The sequence below is a fragment of the Mammaliicoccus sp. J-M40 genome (assembly GCF_022386395.1).
Classification (GTDB): domain Bacteria; phylum Bacillota; class Bacilli; order Staphylococcales; family Staphylococcaceae; genus Mammaliicoccus; species Mammaliicoccus lentus.
The window spans coordinates 227,369-248,786 of record NZ_JAJNIQ010000001.1 but is presented as its reverse complement, the minus strand read 5'-3'; the positions used below and the strand labels follow the sequence as shown (position 1 = coordinate 248,786).

21 protein-coding genes and 1 other annotated feature are annotated in these 21,418 nt (G+C 32.5%); all 21 genes read right to left on the bottom strand.

Features of this window, described 5'->3' with window-relative positions; translation table 11 throughout:
* Positions 1 to 23: 23 nt before the first annotated feature.
* The 21 genes from aspS to mreC all read right to left on the bottom strand — a co-directional run bounded on the left by aspS (position 24) and on the right by mreC (position 21,418).
* Entirely contained in the window at positions 24 to 1,796 is a 1,773-nt protein-coding gene (gene aspS, locus LQ688_RS01320; RefSeq protein WP_016999260.1) for an aspartate--tRNA ligase, read from the bottom strand.
* Entirely contained in the window at positions 1,796 to 3,061 is a 1,266-nt protein-coding gene (hisS, locus tag LQ688_RS01315; RefSeq protein ID WP_239752551.1) for a histidine--tRNA ligase, read from the bottom strand. Before hisS ends, aspS begins: the two co-directional genes overlap by 1 nt.
* A gap of 320 nt (positions 3,062 to 3,381) precedes the next feature.
* Positions 3,382 to 4,254 (bottom strand): N-acetylmuramoyl-L-alanine amidase family protein, encoded by an 873-nt coding sequence (locus LQ688_RS01310; protein ID WP_239752549.1) that lies wholly within the window; start codon positions 4,252 to 4,254, stop codon positions 3,382 to 3,384.
* On the bottom strand, positions 4,251 to 4,703 hold the full coding sequence (dtd, locus tag LQ688_RS01305) for a D-aminoacyl-tRNA deacylase (RefSeq protein WP_239752548.1): 453 nt from the start codon (positions 4,701 to 4,703) through the stop codon (positions 4,251 to 4,253). Before dtd ends, LQ688_RS01310 begins: the two co-directional genes overlap by 4 nt.
* An 11-nt stretch (positions 4,704 to 4,714) precedes the next feature.
* Entirely contained in the window at positions 4,715 to 6,904 is a 2,190-nt protein-coding gene (locus LQ688_RS01300) for a RelA/SpoT family protein (protein ID WP_239752547.1), read from the bottom strand.
* A gap of 142 nt (positions 6,905 to 7,046) precedes the next feature.
* On the bottom strand, positions 7,047 to 7,565 hold the full coding sequence (locus LQ688_RS01295) for an adenine phosphoribosyltransferase (protein ID WP_064204324.1): 519 nt from the start codon (positions 7,563 to 7,565) through the stop codon (positions 7,047 to 7,049).
* Positions 7,565 to 9,859, bottom strand: coding sequence for a single-stranded-DNA-specific exonuclease RecJ (gene recJ, locus LQ688_RS01290; RefSeq protein ID WP_239752546.1), 2,295 nt, complete (start codon positions 9,857 to 9,859; stop codon positions 7,565 to 7,567). Before recJ ends, LQ688_RS01295 begins: the two co-directional genes overlap by 1 nt.
* Positions 9,860 to 10,039: 180 nt before the next feature.
* Positions 10,040 to 12,331: a protein translocase subunit SecDF gene (gene secDF / locus LQ688_RS01285; protein ID WP_239752545.1), complete on the bottom strand. Its 2,292-nt coding sequence runs from the start codon at positions 12,329 to 12,331 to the stop codon at positions 10,040 to 10,042.
* A 157-nt stretch (positions 12,332 to 12,488) separates the two neighbouring features.
* Complete coding sequence (gene yajC / locus LQ688_RS01280) at positions 12,489 to 12,752, bottom strand: preprotein translocase subunit YajC (RefSeq protein ID WP_016999267.1); 264 nt, start codon at positions 12,750 to 12,752, stop codon at positions 12,489 to 12,491.
* Positions 12,753 to 12,764: 12 nt separating this feature from the next.
* Positions 12,765 to 13,904 carry a tRNA guanosine(34) transglycosylase Tgt gene (tgt, locus tag LQ688_RS01275; protein WP_016999268.1) on the bottom strand — a complete coding sequence of 380 codons (1,140 nt, stop codon included), beginning with the start codon at positions 13,902 to 13,904 and terminating at the stop codon, positions 12,765 to 12,767.
* A gap of 16 nt (positions 13,905 to 13,920) precedes the next feature.
* Positions 13,921 to 14,946: a tRNA preQ1(34) S-adenosylmethionine ribosyltransferase-isomerase QueA gene (gene queA, locus LQ688_RS01270; RefSeq protein ID WP_064211068.1), complete on the bottom strand. Its 1,026-nt coding sequence runs from the start codon at positions 14,944 to 14,946 to the stop codon at positions 13,921 to 13,923.
* A gap of 28 nt (positions 14,947 to 14,974) precedes the next feature.
* Entirely contained in the window at positions 14,975 to 15,967 is a 993-nt protein-coding gene (gene ruvB, locus LQ688_RS01265; RefSeq protein ID WP_016999270.1) for a Holliday junction branch migration DNA helicase RuvB, read from the bottom strand.
* Positions 15,968 to 15,980: 13 nt separating this feature from the next.
* Entirely contained in the window at positions 15,981 to 16,571 is a 591-nt protein-coding gene (gene ruvA, locus LQ688_RS01260) for a Holliday junction branch migration protein RuvA (RefSeq protein ID WP_064211069.1), read from the bottom strand.
* Between the two features lie 13 nt (positions 16,572 to 16,584).
* Entirely contained in the window at positions 16,585 to 17,046 is a 462-nt protein-coding gene (locus tag LQ688_RS01255) for an ACT domain-containing protein (RefSeq protein WP_064211070.1), read from the bottom strand.
* Between the two features lie 12 nt (positions 17,047 to 17,058).
* Complete coding sequence (gene obgE / locus LQ688_RS01250; protein ID WP_239752544.1) at positions 17,059 to 18,348, bottom strand: GTPase ObgE; 1,290 nt, start codon at positions 18,346 to 18,348, stop codon at positions 17,059 to 17,061.
* A 2-nt stretch (positions 18,349 to 18,350) separates the two neighbouring features.
* Complete coding sequence (locus LQ688_RS01245; RefSeq protein ID WP_228086203.1) at positions 18,351 to 18,908, bottom strand: Spo0B domain-containing protein; 558 nt, start codon at positions 18,906 to 18,908, stop codon at positions 18,351 to 18,353.
* 77 nt (positions 18,909 to 18,985) lie between these two features.
* The gene (rpmA, locus tag LQ688_RS01240) at positions 18,986 to 19,270 is read right to left on the bottom strand and encodes a 50S ribosomal protein L27 (protein ID WP_016999275.1); all 285 of its coding nucleotides are present in this window, start codon (positions 19,268 to 19,270) and stop codon (positions 18,986 to 18,988) included.
* 10 nt (positions 19,271 to 19,280) lie between these two features.
* On the bottom strand, positions 19,281 to 19,601 hold the full coding sequence (locus LQ688_RS01235) for a ribosomal-processing cysteine protease Prp (RefSeq protein WP_016999276.1): 321 nt from the start codon (positions 19,599 to 19,601) through the stop codon (positions 19,281 to 19,283).
* A 3-nt stretch (positions 19,602 to 19,604) separates the two neighbouring features.
* Positions 19,605 to 19,913, bottom strand: a complete 309-nt coding sequence (gene rplU, locus LQ688_RS01230; protein WP_016911517.1) for a 50S ribosomal protein L21 — start codon at positions 19,911 to 19,913, stop codon at positions 19,605 to 19,607.
* Positions 19,914 to 19,925: 12 nt separating this feature from the next.
* Positions 19,926 to 19,998, bottom strand: a sequence feature (ribosomal protein L21 leader region).
* A 59-nt stretch (positions 19,999 to 20,057) separates the two neighbouring features.
* Positions 20,058 to 20,561 (bottom strand): rod shape-determining protein MreD, encoded by a 504-nt coding sequence (gene mreD, locus LQ688_RS01225; RefSeq protein WP_016999277.1) that lies wholly within the window; start codon positions 20,559 to 20,561, stop codon positions 20,058 to 20,060.
* On the bottom strand, positions 20,561 to 21,418 hold the full coding sequence (mreC, locus tag LQ688_RS01220) for a rod shape-determining protein MreC (protein ID WP_026023631.1): 858 nt from the start codon (positions 21,416 to 21,418) through the stop codon (positions 20,561 to 20,563). The genes mreD and mreC overlap by 1 nt, the downstream gene beginning before the upstream one ends.

The window sequence follows — 21,418 nt, the reverse complement described above, 5'->3', positions numbered from 1 at the left end:
AATAACAAGTATTTATACTTTTGTTATTCTTCGTCTAAATCTAATTGTAAATGTAATTCTTGTAATTGACTATTTGATACTTTGCTTGGTGCGTCAGTTAATAAACAAGATGCGCTTGCTGTTTTAGGGAAAGCAATTGTATCGCGTAAATTAGTTCTACCAGCCAATAACATAACAAGTCTATCCAACCCTAAAGCAATTCCACCATGTGGAGGTGCTCCATATTTAAACGCTTCTATTAAGAAACCGAATTGTTCTTGAGCCTCCTCATCTGTAAATCCTAAAGCTTTAAACATTTTTTCTTGTAAGTCAGATTTGTGGATTCTGATTGAACCCCCACCTAATTCAAACCCATTTAATACAATGTCATATGCATTTGCTTCAACATTTGTAGGATCTGTTTCTAACATATCTTCGTGTTCTTTTTTAGGAGCAGTGAATGGATGATGGGCAGCAACATAACGGTTAGTATCTTCATCATATTCAAATAATGGCCAATCTGTAACCCATAAGAAGTTATATTGATTAGGATCTATTAAGCCACGTTCTTTACCAAGTTTATTTCTTAATTGAGCTAAACTAGCTGCAACAACATCTTTTTTATCTGCAACAAATAGAATTAAATCACCAGATTTTGCTTCTGTTTCTTTTAATAATTCTTCTGTGTGTGATTCATTAAAGAATTTGCTAATTGGACCGTTTAATCCTTCATCAGTTACTTTAACCCAAGCTAAACCTTTAGCTCCGTATATACTTGCAAATGATTGTAATTGATCAATATCTTTTCTTGAATAGTCGTCTGCTCCATTTTCAACAACTATCGCTTTAACTTCCCCACCGTTTTCAACAGCGCCTTTAAATACTTTGAATTCCATTTGTGAAGCTAATTGTGATAAATTGATTAATTCCATACCGAAACGTGTATCTGGTTTATCAATACCATATCTCTCCATTGCTTCAGCGTAAGTCATACGAGGGAATGGTGTCGTAATATCGATTCCTTTAACGTCTTTCATAATACGTTTCATTAAACCTTCGTTCATTGTCATAACATCTTCTTGATCAACGAAACTCATTTCGATATCTATTTGAGTAAACTCAGGCTGTCTATCAGCTCTTAAATCTTCATCTCTGAAACATTTAACGATTTGATAATACTTATCAAAACCGCCTATCATTAATAACTGTTTAAAAATTTGTGGTGATTGAGGTAATGCATAAAATTCACCATCATGGACACGTGATGGAACTAGGTAGTCTCTAGCCCCTTCTGGTGTTGATTTCGTTAAAACAGGTGTTTCAACCTCAAAGAAATCTCCTTCATCTAAGTAGTTTCTAACAGATCGTGTAATTTGATGTCTCATTTTAAATGTTTGAGCTAAACTTTCTCTACGTAAATCTATATATCTATATTTAAGACGAACATTTTCATCTATATCATTTACATCTGTAATTGAGAAAGGTGGTGTTTCAGATTCATTTAATATTTCTATACTTGAAACTTGCACTTCTACTTTACCAGTTTTAATTTTATCATTAACTGATTTTTCATCTCTTTTAGTTACTTGACCTTTAACTTGTATAACATATTCAGAACGAACTTTATCAGCAATTTTTAAAGCTTCTTCTGAAAAATCTGGGTTAAAAACAATTTGTACTACGCCTTCACGGTCACGTAAGTCTATAAAAATAAGTCCGCCAAGGTCACGTCTTTTTTGTACCCATCCGTTTAAAGTTACTGTCTGTCCAATATATTCTTCTGTTACACTTCCACAATAAGTTGTTCTTTTATTCATTATGATTCCACCTTTAAATAATTCTCTAATTCTGAAAATGCTACTGGTTCAGTTTCGCCAGTTTTCATATTTTTTACTTCTACTTGCTCTTTTTGTAATTCATCTTCACCAATAACAATTGTATAAGTTGCATTTAATCTGTCGGCTTGTTTCATTTGGCCTTTTAATTTTCTACTTAAGTAATCTTTGTCACAACTAATACCTGCTAATCTTAGTTTATTAAGTAATTCTACTGAATAATGATCAGCTTGCTCTCCCATAGTAGCGATGAATAAATCTATAGAGTCTTCTTGTTCTATTTCAATGCCTTCCGCCTCTAGAGCGAGCAATAGTCTTTCAATACTTAAAGCAAATCCTATACCTGTTTCTTTTGGACCATCTAATAATTCTAATAATCCATTATAACGTCCACCGCCACATAGAGTTGTAATAGCTCCGAATCCTTCTGCATTGCTCATTACTTCAAATGCAGTGTGCGTATAATAATCTAAACCACGTACTAAATTGCTATCAATTTCATATTCAATACCAATTTCATCTAATAGTGTTTTAACTTCTTCGAAATAACTTTTTGAATAATCATTCAAGTATTCAGTAATTTTCGGCGCATTTTTTACAGCTTCTTTATCTCGATCAACTTTACAATCTAGAATGCGCATTGGATTTGTATAAAGTCTGTTTTGACAATCTTGACAAAATGTATCAATGACTGGCTCAAAATGTTCTTGTAATGCTTTAGAATAATCTGCTCTTGATTCAGCATCGCCAATACTGTTAATAACTAGTTTTAAGTTTTTCAAACCGAATGACTGATAAATGTGTACAAGCATTGCAATAATTTCAACATCGATTGCAGGATTTTCTGATCCAATTGCTTCTACTCCAAATTGAACGAATTGACGATAACGTCCTTTTTGTTTTCTTTCGTATCTAAACATAGGACCAGTATAATATAATTTTACAGGCTGATTCGCATTACCTTGCATTTTATTTTCTATGAAACTTCTCACTACACTAGCAGTACCCTCAGGTCTCAATGTGAGACTTCTATCACCTTTATCTTTAAATGTGTACATTTCTTTCTGTACGACATCAGTTGAATCTCCAACACCTCTACTAAATAAATCCGTGCTTTCAAATATAGGTGTTCTAATTTCTTTATAATTATAAATTTTCATCAGTTCGTGTAATTTGTTTTCAATATACTGCCATTTATAACTATCTTTCGGCAAAATATCTTGTGTGCCACGTGGTATATTTATCATTTAATTTCCTCCTTAAAATTAAAAAAGTCCCTTGTATGCTTAATAAACATACAAGGGACGAAGATTCCGTGTTGCCACCCTAATTAGTATTCTTTAAAAAGAATACTCACTTAACAACATTGTAACGGATGTCAATCGATCTTACTTTCATAAGATTCCCTCTTCTTGTGTTCAAAAGTATACGTGGCATCTTTATAACTTTCAGCACATGTTATAATCTCTGTGTTCAGCCTAAAGTGTATACTATTCAAGAATAAACGGTAAGTTTATATTTAGTAATTTATATTAATAGTAACCCCATACTTAATTTCAGTCAACATTTAATTTGAAAAGTAAACTTTCAAACCATCTACAATACCAGTTTCAATTATGTGTCTGTATTTGCGATCAACGATTAAGTTTTCATCAGTTGGGTTGCTTATATATCCAAGTTCTAATAATACAGCAGGTGACTTAGCTTGTCTAATAACTTGGAAGTTTTCATTTCTTACCCCTCTATCAGACAAGATAGACTTTTGATTGATTGAAGTGTGTAAAGTTTTTGCGAAATCTTTATGACTTTCATGATGATAATAAACTGTTAAACCATGTGGATTAGAAGATTCAAGTGCGTCATTATGCATGCTTATGAATACATCTCCATCAGCTTGTCTATCTTTTAATTTAACGTACTCATCTTTTGAACGTGTTAATTTTACTTTAGCACCTTCATCTTTTAACATTTTTTCCAATTCTTTAGCAGTTTTTAACGTCATTACTTTTTCTGTTACGTCTTTGTGTTTGGAGCTTGCCGCGCCTTGATCACTTCCACCATGCCCTGGATCAAGTACAATGGTTTTATCCTTTAATGGTTTTTGGACTGGATCCACATCTTCTTTAATATCTAAATTTGTATGCCAACCAGCAATCCAACCCTTTTCATTGTCACTATTAATGACTTCAAACCATTTACCTTCTCTATCTATGATTTCAAACTTATCTCCATCTTTAACATCAAATATAATTGGATAAAATGCAGCTGGACCGGTTCTCAGTTCACCATCTTCTATCATAGAAAGTGACTTAGGTTCTTCATCTTCTTGTGTTAAGAGTTTAATAATAATAATAATTAATGCTAATAATATTAATCCCGCGATAATAATCGGTATTGGCTTTAGTTTCTTTTTTTTAAACCATAAGCTTATTCGGTTCATTGAATAATACCATCCTTGCTTTCGAAAATAATCGTTATTGGACCATCATTAACAAGTGATATATCCATATGTGCACCAAATTCACCACTTTTGACAGGTATACCATAAGAAGCTAATTGTTCATTAAAATATCTATATATATTGTTAGCTTCGGTTGGTTCTTTAGCATTCGTAAACCCAGGTCTATTTCCTTTTTTTACTGAAGCATATATTGTGAATTGTGAAATAGATAGTATTTCCCCATCAACTTGATGTATATCTAAATTCATTTTACCTTGGTCATCTTCAAAAATTCGAGTTTTGGCGATTTTTTTAGCAATAGTGTCAGCATCTTTATACGTTGACTCTTCACCAACTCCTACTAGCAATAAAAAACCTTGTTTAATTTCATTTTGAATATTTTCAGATGTCACTTTAGCTTGACTTACTTTTTGTAAAACAACTTTCAAAATATCACCTCTTAATTCCATACACGGGTAACTGTATAGATATCGCCTAATTGTTTTATTTTATCAACAATTCGATAAACGTCATTAACGTTTTTAACCATAACACTTATGTTTATAACAGCATTTTTATCTATATCAGCTTTACCTGAAACTTTTACTAATTGTACTTTAATTGAATTTACAACTTGCAAGACTTCATTTAACAAGCCATTTCGATCGTATCCTGTAATTTCCAGATCAACTTGGTAACTTTTTTGTTCATTTGTATTTTTAACCCATTCTACATCGATTAATCTCTCGGTTTCATTAATAATATTAGGGCAATCTTTTCTATGTACTTTTACCCCGTGTCCTTTTGTAATGTAACCGATGATATCATCACCAGGGATAGGGTTACAGCACTTCGATAATTTGATTAGCATATTGTCCAAGCCTTCTACATAGACACCTGTTTCAGTACGTATATCATTTTTAATCGGCATAGACTTACTGACTTCTTGAACTTGGTTTAATGACTGTTTTTTACGTTCTATTCTAATTTTTTCAGATAATCTATTAACAGCTTGTAACGCGGTGATGCCTCCAAATCCTACTGCTGCATATAAATCATCTTCGTTCGAAAAATTATATTTCTCATTTACATTTTTGATATTCTCAGAAGTTAATACTTCATCTACGTTGAAACCTTGTTCTTTAATTTCAGCTTCAATCATAAACTTGCCTTTTTCAATGTTTGCAGATCTATCTTGTTTCTTAAAGAAACTGCGAATTTTGCTTTTAGCACTTGAAGAACGCACAATTTTCAACCAATCTCGACTCGGTCCATATGAATGTTTACTCGTTCTAATTTCAACTATATCTCCAGTAGATAATTTATAATCAATCGGCACGATTTTACCGTTTACTTTTGCTCCTATCATCTTATTCCCCACTTCACTGTGGACAGAGTAAGCAAAGTCTATTGGTACAGCACCATAAGGAAGTTCTACAACATCACTTTCTGGCGTAAAGACGTAAACTTTATCACTTTGTAAATCATATTTTAATGATTCCATAAATTCTTCAGCGTCTGGAGATGTGTTATCTGTTTCAGCTATCTCTTGTAACCAACTCATTTTTTGTAAATATTCTTCAGATTTATTGCTTAAGTTTTTACCTTCTTTATAAGCCCAATGAGCAGCAACACCGTGTTCCGCTATTTCATGCATCTCATAAGTTCTGATTTGAATTTCTAAAGGATCGCCATTTGGTCCAACTACCGTTGTATGCAATGATTGATACATATTTTGTTTTGGCATAGCTATATAGTCTTTAAATCTGCCAGGCATAGGTTTCCAAAGTGTGTGCACTAAGCCCAATACAGCATAACAATCTTTAATAGATGGCACTATGACTCTAATAGCTAATAAATCAAATATTTGTTCAAATTGCTTTTTCTGTTTAACCATTTTTCTATAGATGCTATATATATGTTTAGGTCGTCCGCTTATGTCGCCAGAAATATCCATAACTTCCATTTCTGATTCAATATCTTTAACAGCATTAGCAATATATGTTTCACGTTCACTTCTTTTTTTCTTCATAAGATTAACTATTCTGAAATATTGAACGCTATCTATATATCTTAAAGAAATATCCTCCAGTTCCCATTTAATCGTATTAATACCTAATCTATGAGCTAAAGGTGCGTATATTTCTAATGTTTCTTTTGCTATTCTTTTTTGCTTTTCTTTTGGCATGGCTTTTAAAGTTCTGACGTTATGAAGCCTATCTGCTAATTTCACAAGTATAACTCTTACGTCCTTAGCGATTGCTATAAATAGTTTACGATGGTTTTCAGCTTGCTGCGTTTCTTTTGATTTATATTTTACTTTTTTAAGTTTTGTCACACCATCTACTATAATTGCAACTTCTTCATTAAACATTTCAACCAAATCATCGTAAGTATAAGGTGTATCCTCAATTACATCATGTAAAAATCCAGCAACAATTGTTGGGCCATCTAACTTCATTTCAGTCAAAATACCTGCAACTTGTATTGGATGCATAATATAAGGTAAATTATTTTTTCTAATTTGGCCTTGATGTGCTTTAAAAGCTAAATCGTAACTTTTTTCAACTAATTGGTAAGCTTCTTCGGATAAGTAGCTTTTAGCTTTATATAAAACATCATCAGCACTATAAGGATATTCTTTATTCATAGGGACACCACCTCATCACAAATTTCTCTTTAATATTACTATTATAGCAATTAATATAAGTAATATGCCACATATAATTATTATATTTAATCTAAAAATAAAATAGTCACAAAAGTGACTATTTTATTTTAGTATTTATATACTATTCATCATATGAAATTAAAGATACAACATCGTATCCTTTTAGTTTATCTATTCCGTGTAAATATTTCAATTCTATTAAGAAAGCAATACCTACTACAATACCACCTAGTGATTCCACCAAATGGATAGCAGCTTCTATTGTACCGCCTGTTGCTAATAAATCATCAGTAATAAGCACACGTTGACCAGGTTTAATTGCGTCTCTATGCATTGTTAAAACGTTAGAGCCATATTCTAAATCATATTCATAACGAATAACTTCACGAGGTAATTTACCTTCTTTACGAACAGGTGCAAAACCAATTCCCATAGCATAAGACACAGGGCACCCTATAATGAATCCTCTTGCTTCAGGTCCAACTACTACATCTACTTGTTTGTTTTTAGCATAACTTACAATTTGGTCAGTTGCATATTTATATGCTTCCCCATTGTCCATAATTGTTGTAATATCTTTAAAATTAACCCCTTCTTTTGGCCAATCTTGTACTTCTGAAACATATTGTTTTAAATCCATTAAACTTCCTCCTCAACGTTGCCTATCAATGACTGAATCCATTTGATTAAAGATTGACTATCATTATATAACAATGTCTTTTCAATTTCTATTTGTCTTTTCTTCTCTTGATACAACGGCGCACTTTGAATGCTATTCTTTTCCGCTTCTTTATTCACTTTTATTATACCATCATTTATTGTAATAAAGTCTAATTCATAAAAGCAATTTAGTATGAATTTTAATTGATCAGGTTTAATTTTCAAAAATTGACAAAGTTGCATACCTTCAGTTTGAATATTTGTTTCTGCTTTACTGAGTAATGCTTTATATGTTTCTTTAAATTTTTGTTCATTAGGTAAACCTTCAAAGTATGAATTAGATTGACCTTTAAAAACTAAATAATATTTATCTGCATTAACTTGATTTAAAGTTGTTTTTAAATCATCTAAATCTTTTGGTAAATCTCTAAGCACACACGCTTCAACATTTCTTTCATATCCTTCTCCATAGAACACATATCTATCATTTAGTTTTTCTTCTGTTGAATTAACTACAAACAAAGCGTCTTTTTGATTAATTTTCAATAAGTCTTGTTTATTTTTACTTCTATAATCGAATACTGTATGTTCATTACCTAACTCTAAATCTTTTATGATTATTTGTGGAGATTGGTGTCCATTCCATTCGTTTACATTTAAGCTGCCTGCTATATTAATAGTTGTTTCATTTGTTATGTCGTGTTGAAGATGTCCGAAATTCCAATGAAGTGCTGCAATATTTTTGTCGGTTAATGTAAGTTTTAAATGTTTTTCACTTTGTCCAATACCTTTCACCGAATTAACCTGCACATTTTTCACTGCAAATAATGGTGCAGAAATATCAGTTCCAAAAGGTCGTAACCTCTCTAAGTCAAAAATATTTTCAACTGAAATGTCAGATACTTGAATTTCTGAATCCACAGTTAATTGCGGTAATAGTGGTTTACCTTCTGTTAACTTATACATTTCATCATTTAAAGCTTTTTTTAATGATTCTATAGCATCAATATCTAACGTCATACCTGCTGCCATATGATGACCACCAAACTTTTGTATAAGTTCAGAGTTATTTTGAAGAAATTCAAACATAGATACTTGTTCAATACTTCTAGCTGATCCTTTAGCATGATTTTGCTCTATATCCACATTTAACACGATAGTTGGTAAATGATATTGTTCAACAATTCTTGATGCTACTATTCCGAGAACACCCTCGTTCCAATCTTCTTTTGCTAAAACTAAAAATTGTGCGTTGGTGTCAATTTGTTCTTGAGCGAGCACAAGAGCTTCTTCTGTAATAGTTTCAACTATTGCTTTTCTTTCAGTATTAAAATGATCCACTTCTTCAGCAAGAAATGTCGCTTCATCGCTGTCTTCACACATCAATAATTCACATGCTAATCTAGCATCATCCAGACGACCAACCGCATTTAATCTTGGGCCAATTATAAATCCTACAGTTTGTTCACTGACTTCATCAGTGTAATCTGCGACTTCTAATAGTGCTTTAATACCTGGGGAAGGTTTTTCATTTAAAATGTTTAAACCTCTCTTGACCATATATCTATTCTCATCAGTTAAACTCACTAAATCTGCAATAGTACCGATTGCTACAAGTCCAAGAAAATAATCGGGCAAGTCCGCCTTAAGTGCTTTACATAATTTATAAGAAACCCCTACACCTGCTAAATATTCAAATGGATAGTCGAAGTCAGGGTGCATAGGATGGACGATAGCATATGCATTAGGTTTTGTAATACCAAATTCGTGATGATCTGTTACGATAACGTCTATCCCTAATTCATTAGCAATATCTATTTCATGATGCCCTTGAACACCATTGTCTACTGTAATGATTAAAGTAACGTCTTCATCATGAGCATTTCGAAATGCCCCTTCACTTGGACCATATCCTTCTGTAAATCTATTCGGAATATACCAACCGACTTGAGCTCCAAGTGATTCTAATGTTTTTACGAGAATTGTTGTTGATGTCACACCATCAGCATCATAATCACCATATACTAATATTTTCTCACTATTTTCTATAGCTTTATGTATTCTTGAAACAGCTTTCTCCATATCACTTAACAACATAGGATCATGAAAAAGTTCTTCTTTAGAAAGTAAATGTTCGATATCAGTTTGTGTTGTATAACCTTTAGAAACTAATGCTTTTTCTAATAGCGGGGAAATATTAAATTTTTTAATTATTTGCTTGTCTATTTCTATAGTTTGTCTAGGTATAGACCATTGATAACGTGCTTTAGTCATAACAAATCTCCTCATTTCTACTCAAAACATTATACATGAAAAATTAATGATTCTCTACTAAACAAATTAAGCATATCAAAATAAATATTTTTTGCATAGAATTGATAAACTTCAACTGCATAAAAAAGCACTTATCAAAGCAGACACATAAAGTGTAGCTTTGATAAGTGCTCATGAATTTTAAACGAGTATTTTTTCGTCGTTTGATTTTTTCTCTTCGTAGACAACTAATTTGCCGTCATCAGAATTTTTAAGTTGTTTCTTTTTCAACATGCCCCATAGCGGAACTGCCACGAACACAGATGAGAACACACCTGAAATCAGTCCTATAAGTAATGCTAATGAGAAGTTGAATATACTTGATGATCCAAAGATTAATAGTCCAATTACAACTATTACAACGGTTAACACTGTATTAATTGATCTCGTCATCGTTTGTCTAATAGATGAATTTACAATCATATCAATTGTTTCTGGGTCTTTTATAACTTTGATTTTACGTAAGTTTTCACGAACCCTATCAAATGTAACGATTGTATCGTTTATGGAATAACCGATTATCGTTAATACAGCAGCAATAAATGTAATATCTACTTCTAATCTAAATAAGCTAAACACTGTTACAATCATGAACACATCGTGTAGAAGTGCTAATACTGCAGTAGTTCCCATTCGCCATTCGAATCTAAATGTAACATAAATGACGATACCAAGCGCTGCAATGCCTAAAGCTTTCAATGCGTTTACTGCGAGCTCTTGGCCAACTACAGGAGATACTGTACTAACATTAGGGTCATGACCTAAAGTATCTTTAAAATCAGATTTAACTTTTTTTATCTCCGATTTATCTAAAGCATCTTTAAACTGTACAGTAGCCATTTTATTACCCGAACCGCTTGTCGTAACTTGAGAAGGTTCTAATCCCATATCTTTAAATTGTTTAGATACTTGTTCAGTTTTTATTGCATTATCAGATTGTAAATCAACTCTTGTACCACTTGTGAAGTCGATACCGAGATTTAATTTAAATATAGATATTATAATCGCACCAACAATAATAGTTATGATACTAAATGTTAAGAGCGGTTTTGCAAGTTTAACAAAATTAACTTTATCATAAGGTGTGCTTAAATCATGCACATCTAATTTTTCGCTAATATCATGTCTTGATTTTTTAGATACGCCGAACCAAGTATACTTTTTGTTAAAGTAATTTGAGTTAATCAAGATTGATAACAGTAATCTTGTTAAGAAGACTGATGCTACGAAACTCATCAGAATAGATAGTAATAACATTGTTGCGAAACCTTTAACGGAACTTTCACCAAATACAAATAATACTAATGCAGCTAATATTGTCGTTAAGTTAGCATCTAGTATTGTAACAAATGATGAACCCGAACCTTTTTTGAAGGCTTGTTTCAATGTCCTTCCGATTCTTAACTCATCCTTTATCCGTTCATACATAATAATATTCGCGTCTACAGCCATACCTACACCTAACACCAGAGCAGCTAGACCAGGTAGAGTAAGAACACCTGAAATAAAGTTGAATGCTAATAATGTTAAATAAACATAAGTGCTTAATGTAACAACAGCAACAACACCAGGTAATCTATAGTAGATTAACATGAATAAAAATACGATACCTACACCAATTGTAGAGGCAAAAATCGTTTCATCTAAAGCATCTTGACCAAACTGAGCACCTACTGAAGTAGAATAAACTTCATCTAATTTAACTGGTAAAGAACCTGAATTTAATAAGTCAGCGATTTGTTTTGCTTCTTTAACGCCTTCTTCACCTTTAAATCCGCCTGATATTTCTACATTTTCAGAATTGATAGGCTGACTAACTGTCGCTGCAGAAATATACTTAGGCTCTTTGCCTTCTTGTTCTTTCTTAGCTTCTTTTTCGTAGCTATCTCCATTTTCGTAATCCATCCAAATAACCATTAGGTTTGGATTCATTTTAGATACTTTTTCAGTTACTTCTTTAAATTTTTCTGCATCTTTTAATTTAAGTGTAACTGCTACTTCGTTTGTATTATCTTTAAAACCTTGTTTAGCGCCACCTTGTACTAAATCTTTACCTGATAATAGTACATTATCTTTAGCATCTCTAATTGTTAAGTTAGCTTGAGTCGAAAGTACTTCACGAGCCTCGTTTTGATCTTTAATACCCGCTAATTGTACTCTTATTCTATTGCCTTCCTCAACTTGAATCTTCGGTTCAGAAACACCCAATACGTTAACACGTGATTCCAAAGTTTTGGCGGTCGATTTAACAGCGTCTTTATCTATTTTGTCACCTTTATCTAAAGGATTGACTTGATAAAGAACTTCAAATCCACCTTGTAAGTCTAGACCTAAATTTACATTCTTCGTTATATTTTTACCGGTTGACCCTATTAAAGTAAAAATCAACACCGAGAGAAGTAAAAAGGCTATAATTCTACTACGCTTTTTCACGATAACACCTCTTACTTTTTTTAGTTCACTATATATGTTATAGCATACATTACCAGTTTTTGAATAGTCATAACGTACATGTATCAAAAAAAGACATGGATAACCATGTCTTTAACGTTAAATATATTAAACTAATTCCATCAAAATGTAAACTTTTTTATGAAGGGTCTACTTGTTTGATAGCAGGTTTTTCAAAAGTAATTTCTTGGCCTTTGTCATTTACAGTAACAACAACGATTGATTCGTCAACTGCTCTAACTGTACCTTTAATTCCACCAATTGAAGTAACTTTTTGACCTACTTCTAAGCGGTTTAATAATTCGCGATGCTCTTTTGCTCTTTTTTGTTGTGGTCTAATCATTAAGAACCAAACAAGTGCAAATATCAAAATAATTGGTAATAATTGTACTAATACTTCCATAATCATACTCCTTTAAAAGTTTTTGGGGTTATCTACATTTAGTCCATATTGTTCGAAAAATTCATCTTTGAAATCAAGTAATCGATCTTCTCTTATTGCTTGGCGAACATTCTCCATCAATTTTAACAAGAAATACAAATTATGATATGTAGTAAGACGAATTCCAAATGTTTCATCTGCTTTAATCAGATGACGCAAATAAGCTTTAGTATAGTTTCTACATGTGTAACAATCACATTCAGGATCTAATGGTGATAAATCTGTTTGATATTTCGCATTTTTTATCACTACTCTACCTTGTGAAGTCATACATGTACCATTTCTAGCTATACGTGTTGGTAAAACACAATCAAACATATCGATACCTCTAATTGAGCATTCGATTAATGCATCAGGTGAGCCAACGCCCATTAAATATCTTGGTTTATTAAATGGCATTAACGGTGTCGTATGTTCAACCATTCTGTACATCACAGGTTTCGGTTCTCCAACTGATAAACCGCCAATCGCATAACCAGGAAAATCAAGTGAAACTAAATCTTTAGCACTCTGCTCTCTAAGATCGTTGTATTCCCCACCTTGGATTATACCAAATAGAGCTTGATCTTCAGGACGTTTATGAGCTTCAAGACATCTTTCAGCCCATCTAGACGTTCTTTCAATTGATTTCTTTACATAATCATACTCAGATGGCATAGGAGGACACTCATCAAACGCCATCATAATGTCTGAACCAAGATCGTTTTGAATATGCGTTGCCTTTTCTGGACTTAAAAACAATTTAGAACCATTTAAATGATGTCTAAAATGCACACCTTCTTCTTCAATCTTTCTCATATCACTTAAACTGAATACTTGAAAGCCTCCTGAATCAGTTAATATTGGTCCATCCCAATTCATAAACTTATGTAATCCACCCACCTTAGAAATGATATCACTTCCAGGTTGTAACCACAAATGATAGGTATTGCTTAAAATGATTTTCGCTTCCATTTGTTTAAGTTCTTCTGGACTCATCGTTTTTACAGTTGCTTTTGTACCAACTGGCATGAACATTGGTGTCTCAAATGAACCATGTGGTGTATGAACGATTCCCAATCTTGCACCAGACTGTTTACAAGTTTTAATATGCTCATATGTTACTGCAGGCATGTCTTTTTCTCCTTCACTATATAATAATCATTGCATCCCCAAAACTAAAGAATCTATATTCAGATTCAACAGCATGACGATAAGCATTTAAAATATTTTCGCGCGATGACAGCGCTGAAACTAACATGATTAAAGTAGATTTTGGTAAATGGAAATTTGTAATTAAGCCATCAATCGCTTTAAATTCATACCCAGGATATATAAAGATATCTGTCCAGCCACTTTCGGCTATGAATTTATCATTCCTACTTCGTATTGTTTCTAACGTTCTTGTTGAAGTAGTACCAACTGAAATAATTTTTTTACCATCGGCTTTAACTTTATTTAATAATTCAGCAGTATCTTCAGACATTTGATAATACTCTGAATGCATTTCATGTTCGTCGATATTATCTACACTTACCGGTCTGAATGTACCTAATCCTACGTGTAAAGTTATAAATGCAACATGTACACCTCTATCTCTAATTTCTTGTAATAGATTTTTAGTGAAATGTAGTCCTGCAGTTGGTGCTGCAGCTGATCCAACAGCTTTAGCATAAACAGTTTGATATCGGTCTTGATCATCTAGTCTTTCTTTAATGTAAGGAGGTAATGGCATTTCACCAAGTTCATCCAAACGTTCTTGTAAAATGCCTTCATACGAAAGTTTCATAATTCTACCACCTTGGTCTAACTCTTTAACACAAGTAGCAATTATTTTACCTTCCCCAAAAGATACACTTTGATTTATCTTTATACGTTTTGCAGGTTTGATAAGTACTTCCCATTCGTCATTCTCTTGTTGTGTTAGCATTAACATTTCAACTTTCGCACCAGTTTCTTCTTTAATTCCAAACAATCTAGCAGGCATGACTTTTGTATCATTTAGTACTAAACAATCTCCCGGTGATAACTGATGTATAACATCTTTAAATGTTAAATCTTCTAATTCACCTGTAACTTTATCGCATTTTAGTAGTCGACTACTTTCTCTATTAAGCAATGGTGTTTGAGCGATCAAAGACTCAGGTAAATCAAAATCAAAATCTTCAATATTCACAGGCTTTGCCTCTTTCCTCATTCTAATATTATTTCTTTATCTCAAAATGGTCATAACTCACTGCAGTTGCTTTTCTACCACGAGGCGTTCGTTCTATAAAGCCTTTTTGAATGAGATATGGTTCGTACACATCTTCTAATGTAATACGTTCTTCCCCAATGGTAGCAGCAATTGCATCTAGGCCAACTGGTCCACCTTTATAATTATTCAATATACAGTGCATAATTTTATAGTCAATATGGTCTAACCCTTCTTTATCAACTTGTAATAAATCTAATGCATGTTTAGTTGTACCAATTGTTATTGAATCGTCACCTTCAACTTGAGCAAAATCTCTCACTCTTCTTAACAATCGGTTAGCAATTCTTGGTGTCCCTCTGCTTCGTTTTGATAACTCATTTGTACTTTGGTCATCTATTTCAACATTAAAGACTTCAGCAGTACGTTTAATGATTTCTTTTAAACTTCCATCATCATAATATTCTAAACGTAAATGAACGCCAAATCGATCTCTTAAAGGAGCTGATAGACTTCCTACTCTAGTCGTAGCACCCACTAATGTAAATGGCGGTAAATCAATTCTAATACTTCTTGCTTCTTCACCTTTACCAACTACTATGTCTAAGAAAAAGTCTTCCATAGCTGGGTATAAAACTTCTTCTACTACACGACTCAAACGATGTATTTCATCTATAAATAGCACATCACCGGGTTGTAAAGCTGATAAAATCGCAGCTAAATCTCCTGGTCTTTCTATAGAGGGTCCACTAGCTGTACGTAAATTAACGTCCATCTCATTAGAAATGATGTTAGCAAGAGTCGTTTTACCTAAACCTGGAGGACCATATAACAAACAATGATCAAGAGGTTCTTCTCTTAATTTCGCAGCTTTAATAAAAATATCTAAATTAGATTTAATATTATGTTGACCTATATACTGATTCAATGTGTCCGGTCTTAATGATAATTCATTTTGCAAATCTTCTTCAAGTTCATGTTCATCAACTACACGATCATCCAAAAAATCACCTCATTTATTGAATAAGTAGTGCTAAAGCCCTTTTAACACATGCATCTACAGTATCGAATGTTTCTTTTTCTAAAGATTTTTTAACCTTAGTAATTTCACGTTTAGAATAACCTAATGCTTCTAACGCTAATACCGCTTCTTCTAATACATCATTTTTACTTTCGTCAGCTTGAGCAAAGAGCTCTGATTCTTCGGTAATAGTTAATTTACCTTTTAAATCTAATATAATTTGTCTAGCTGTTTTCTTTCCTATACCAGGGAATTTTGTTAAATATGCTTCATTTTCATTCTCAATAGCAATTTTAACTTCATTCGGTGTACTGGCTGCTAATATTGCTAGTGCAGATTTAGGACCAATACCGGTAACTTTAATAAGATTTAAAAACATGTCTTTCTCTTCTAAATCTATAAAACCATATAATAGATGCGCGTCTTCACGTACAATTAGTTGTGTAAAGACTTGCGCCTCTTCTTCTAATTGAGATTGAAAACGATATGAATTTGGTGTTTGTATTTCATAACCTATACCGTTATTTTCAACTACTATATGTGTTGGATATAATTGAGAAATTTTACCTTTTATATATGCATACATTAGATAACTCCCTTTACATGCTCATTCCAATAACTTCAACTTCATCTACGTGTGGACTTTCTTTAATAGCATCCATCAATTCTTCTAGAGATAATTCTATATTAGAGGCATTTAATGAAATCGTTATAGTAGCTCTGTCTTTCATAGGTAAACTTTGATGAATCGTTAAAACAGACCCTTTTAATTCAGCAATTTTATTTAATACAAAAGCAAGCATACCTACTTCATCTTGAACATACAAAATTAAAGTTAAATTTCGTGTTTGTTCCTCTAATCTATCTATAGGGAAAATCGTATCCTTATATTTATAAAATGCACTTCTAGAAAGATTAAACTCTTTCACTGCATCATAAATAGTCAAATTGTTATTTTTCATGAGCGCATTTTTTACTTTTATAGTTTTTTGAACAGATTCTGGCAATACATCTTCCCTAATTAAATAAAACTTCTTTGTTGATTCATTTGATTTTTTCAATTAGAACACGCCCTATTCGACAAATTCAAATTCTCCACCTAATATTCTTACAATATCACCATTAGAAGCGCCTTTTTCTCTCAAGGCATCATCGATACCCATTGATCTCATCTGTCTAGCAAAACGTCTAACAGCTGCATCACGATTGAAGTCAGTCATCATGAATAATCTTTCAATTGAATCACCTGTAACAACATAAGCTCCATCGTCATCACGAGAAATAACAAAATGGTCTCTTGATTTTTCATGTTTATAGACAACTCTATGAATACCTGTTTCTTCTTCTATACTATCGAAATCTACACCTTCAGTTTCATCGAGTAAGTCAGCGATTTGATATAATAATTGATCAACATTTTCGCGTGTAACTGTACTAATAGGAACAATTTTTACATCTTCCTCAAGCTGTTCTTTAAACATCTCTAATTGTGCTTCTGAATCTGGTAAGTCCATCTTATTTGCAACAACTATCTGCGGTCTTCTTGATAAGTTTTCATTGTAAGATTCCAACTCTTGATTAATTGTAACATAATCTTCATAAGGGTCTCTGCCTTCCATTCCACTCATATCAATAATGTGAACTATCACTCTCGTACGTTCAACATGACGTAAAAATTGATGACCTAGACCTACACCTTCTGAGGCTCCTTCAATTAAACCAGGTAAATCTGCCATTACAAATCCTCTGCCGTCTTTAGTTTGTACAACACCTAAATTAGGCTTAATAGTTGTGAAATGATAAGCACCTATTTTAGGTTTAGCTTTAGATACAATTGATAGGAGTGTCGATTTTCCTACGCTTGGGTAACCTACTAAACCTACATCAGCCATTAATTTCAATTCTAGAATAACTTCAATTTCTTCTCCAGGCTCACCATTTTCACAAAAGTCTGGTGCTGGGTTACTCGGTGATGCAAACCTTGAATTGCCTCGACCACCACGGCCACCTTTTGCTACTGTAGCACGTTGTCCATGCTCTACTAAATCGGCTAGTACTTCTTCATTTTCTACTTTTTTTATAATTGTGCCAGGTGGAACTTTTAATACTAAATCACCTGATCCTCTACCATGCATGTTACTGCTTTGTCCATTTTCACCTTTATCAGCTTTAAATTTTCTTTGGAATTTAAAATCTAATAAAGTACGTAATCCTTCATCTACTTCAAATACTACTGAGGCACCTTTGCCTCCATCTCCTCCGGCCGGACCACCAAACGGAACATACTTTTCACGACGAAAAGCAACTAAACCGTTACCGCCATCACCAGCTTTCAAAGATATCTTGACCTGATCTATAAACATGTTTACACCTCTAGTTCATTAATATTAATAAAAAATTCTAATTCACATATTTCTTGATTATACGAAATAATTTCTATATTATAGTTTGAAAAAATTTGTTTAATTTCATTTTCGTTTATCGTAATACCTTTAGCTGACATTATTAATGTAACAAATTCCTGTTCAATAATTAATCCGATATGTGTATCTAATTCGTCAATTTCATTGACGATATGATTCATCCATTTGTGATAAATATTTAACAAAATGTTATCTGATAGGAATAAATTCCTTTGATAATCTTCATCGCTATTACATTCAATTTCAAATGTCCATTTAGAGCCTGACAATGAGATTTTGTGTGAAAATACTTCTTGAACAAACTTTCTGCATGGTGCATTTAAAAATAATTGTTCTTGTTTAAGTTCTTGATACAATTCATCTATTAATGAATTAACTTTACTTTCTTTACCCAACTGTTTATAAGTGTATAACAGTTGAAATTGATTGACAAAATCGTGTCTCGACTTTAAATACACATCTAAATCATCCATTTTATCACCTATATTGTAAGTATTCATAAATACTATTATACCATTTTAATCATTTGATTAAAAAAAGAAACACCAGAAAAAATTCTGGTGTCTCAATTTAGTGATTATTCAGCAGCTGTATATACAGATACTCTCTTTTTGTCACGACCAAAACGTTCGAATTTAACAACGCCGTCGATTTTAGCGAATAATGTATCGTCTCCACCGCGACCTACGTTTTCACCAGCGAAAACTTTAGTTCCACGTTGACGATAAAGGATAGAACCACCTGTAACGAATTGACCGTCAGCACGTTTAGCTCCTAAACGTTTTGATTCAGAGTCACGACCGTTCTTTGTAGAACCAACCCCTTTTTTCGATGCGAAAAATTGTAAGTTTAATTTTAACATGAGTTACACCTCACTTGTAATTTAGTTTAATATATTGCCCGTATTCTTCTTCAATAGTCTTTAAAGAAATGATTAGGCCTTGTAATAAAGTTTGCGCTTGTTCATTTTCTAAGTTTACACTACGTATATGAAAATATCCACCATCGTCACTGTAATCTATATCAGGTGTTTCATCAGTTAAACCGATGATTGCATTAGTCGTACCAAACACGACTGCAGATGCGCCAGCGCAGACTATATCTTTGCCGTATTCACCTGAATCAGCATGTCCAGACATAATAATATCTGTAACTTGCCCTTCATCGTTTAAACTAATATCTACTTTAATCATTGCTTACGCGTTAATTTTTTCGATAGTTAATTTAGTGTAAGGTTGACGATGACCTTGTTTACGCTTGTAGTTTTTCTTAGCTTTGTATTTGAAGACAGTGATTTTTTTACCGCGTCCTTGTTTTTCAACTTTAGCAGTAACTGAAGCACCTTCAACAACTGGTGATCCAACTTTAACTGAATCTCCACCTACAAATAATACTTGGTCAAAAGTGAATGAATCACCTTCATTTACGTCTAATTTCTCAACCCAAATTGTTTGACCTTCTTCTACTTTAACTTGCTTTCCGCCAGTTTCAATTATAGCAAACATACTTGCACCTCCTAATTTTTTAAGTCACGCCATTCATAGGTGACGTTCGTACTTAATACCTATGATTGAGCGGTTGTATGTAGCTTGAAACTACTCAACTTCAATAGATTACCATCTACAGTTACTATTGTCAATATTCTTTAATTAATTTGTATTTCTTTCTAATAATTTCAAAACGAAAGGAAAAATAATAACTAAACAAATTAAATTAAATATTATTGTTGGAATTAATCGGAATAATATAAGATTACCAAAATCTATTGAAATAAATCCTAATATGCCATAAAAAGCCATAACCCATATTTCTAATAATACCACCGAAATAATGAGTAAAATAACCATCATTAAAATATCTCTATAAAATACTTTAAATAATTTATCCATCATTACTACAAATAATGCATAACCAAATGTGTAAACACCATATACGCCGCCATAATAAATGTCAGTAAATATTCCAGTAACGATTGCTAGGATAATCGCTACTTTAGGGTTTTTATAAACTGCAATTATTAGTAAGTATAAGAATGTAAGGCGTGGAACGATAACGAATGTTTCATTAAATAGATGAATAGGTGATATTCTAGTTAATAAAGAATCTAGATAAAATAGTAAGACGCCAATCAGAGGAATAACATATAATCTCATTATTCCTCACCACTTTCGTCTGCTGAAGGGATAGTCTCAGGATCTCTATTAGCCACATAGACATGATTAAGGTCTTTAATATTTGTTGAAGTTTTTATGTATGCTACTTTAGACAATCCGTATTCGTCATTTTCGACTTTCTCAACTTCTCCTACCAATAAACCTTTAGGAAGTTGATCGCCTAAACCATTTGTTACTACTTTAGATCCTTTTTTAATTTTGTATTTATTATCGATATCACTAATAACGAGAAGCCCTTTTTCTTCGTCATATCGATTAATCATACCAAAGACATTTTCGCCTTCTTGTTGAATATCCACAGAAAGCTTACTCGTTTTTACACTTGTAGAAATCAGTTCAACTTGAGATGAAAATTGGTTAGCTTTTTTGATTCTTCCTACTAACCCTTCACTAGTGATTACAGCCATATTTTCTTTCATTCCACTTTTTTTACCTTTATCAATAATAATCGTGTTCATCCATTGATCTGGACTTCTTGCAATTACAGTAGCAGATATTGGATTAAATTGTGAAATGTCTTTCATATCAAGTTCTTTTTTTAATTCTTTGTTTTCTTTTTCCAAACGAGCTTTATCAGCTTTAATCTGTTCAGTGCGCTTTGCTTCTTCTTTTAATTTTTTAACATCATCTTCCGAAGTTGTTAAATTAGTGAAAAAGTTCGATACCATCGTCACAGGATAAGAAACAATTCTACCTCCAAATGATGATGTATCACTAGCATATTGTTCACTAAGCGATGCAGATTGTGCCCTCATTGAATACCCTACTATTACTATTAACAAAACCATGGAAATTAGAAAAAATACTAATTTATTATTTTTAAAAAAATTCGACAA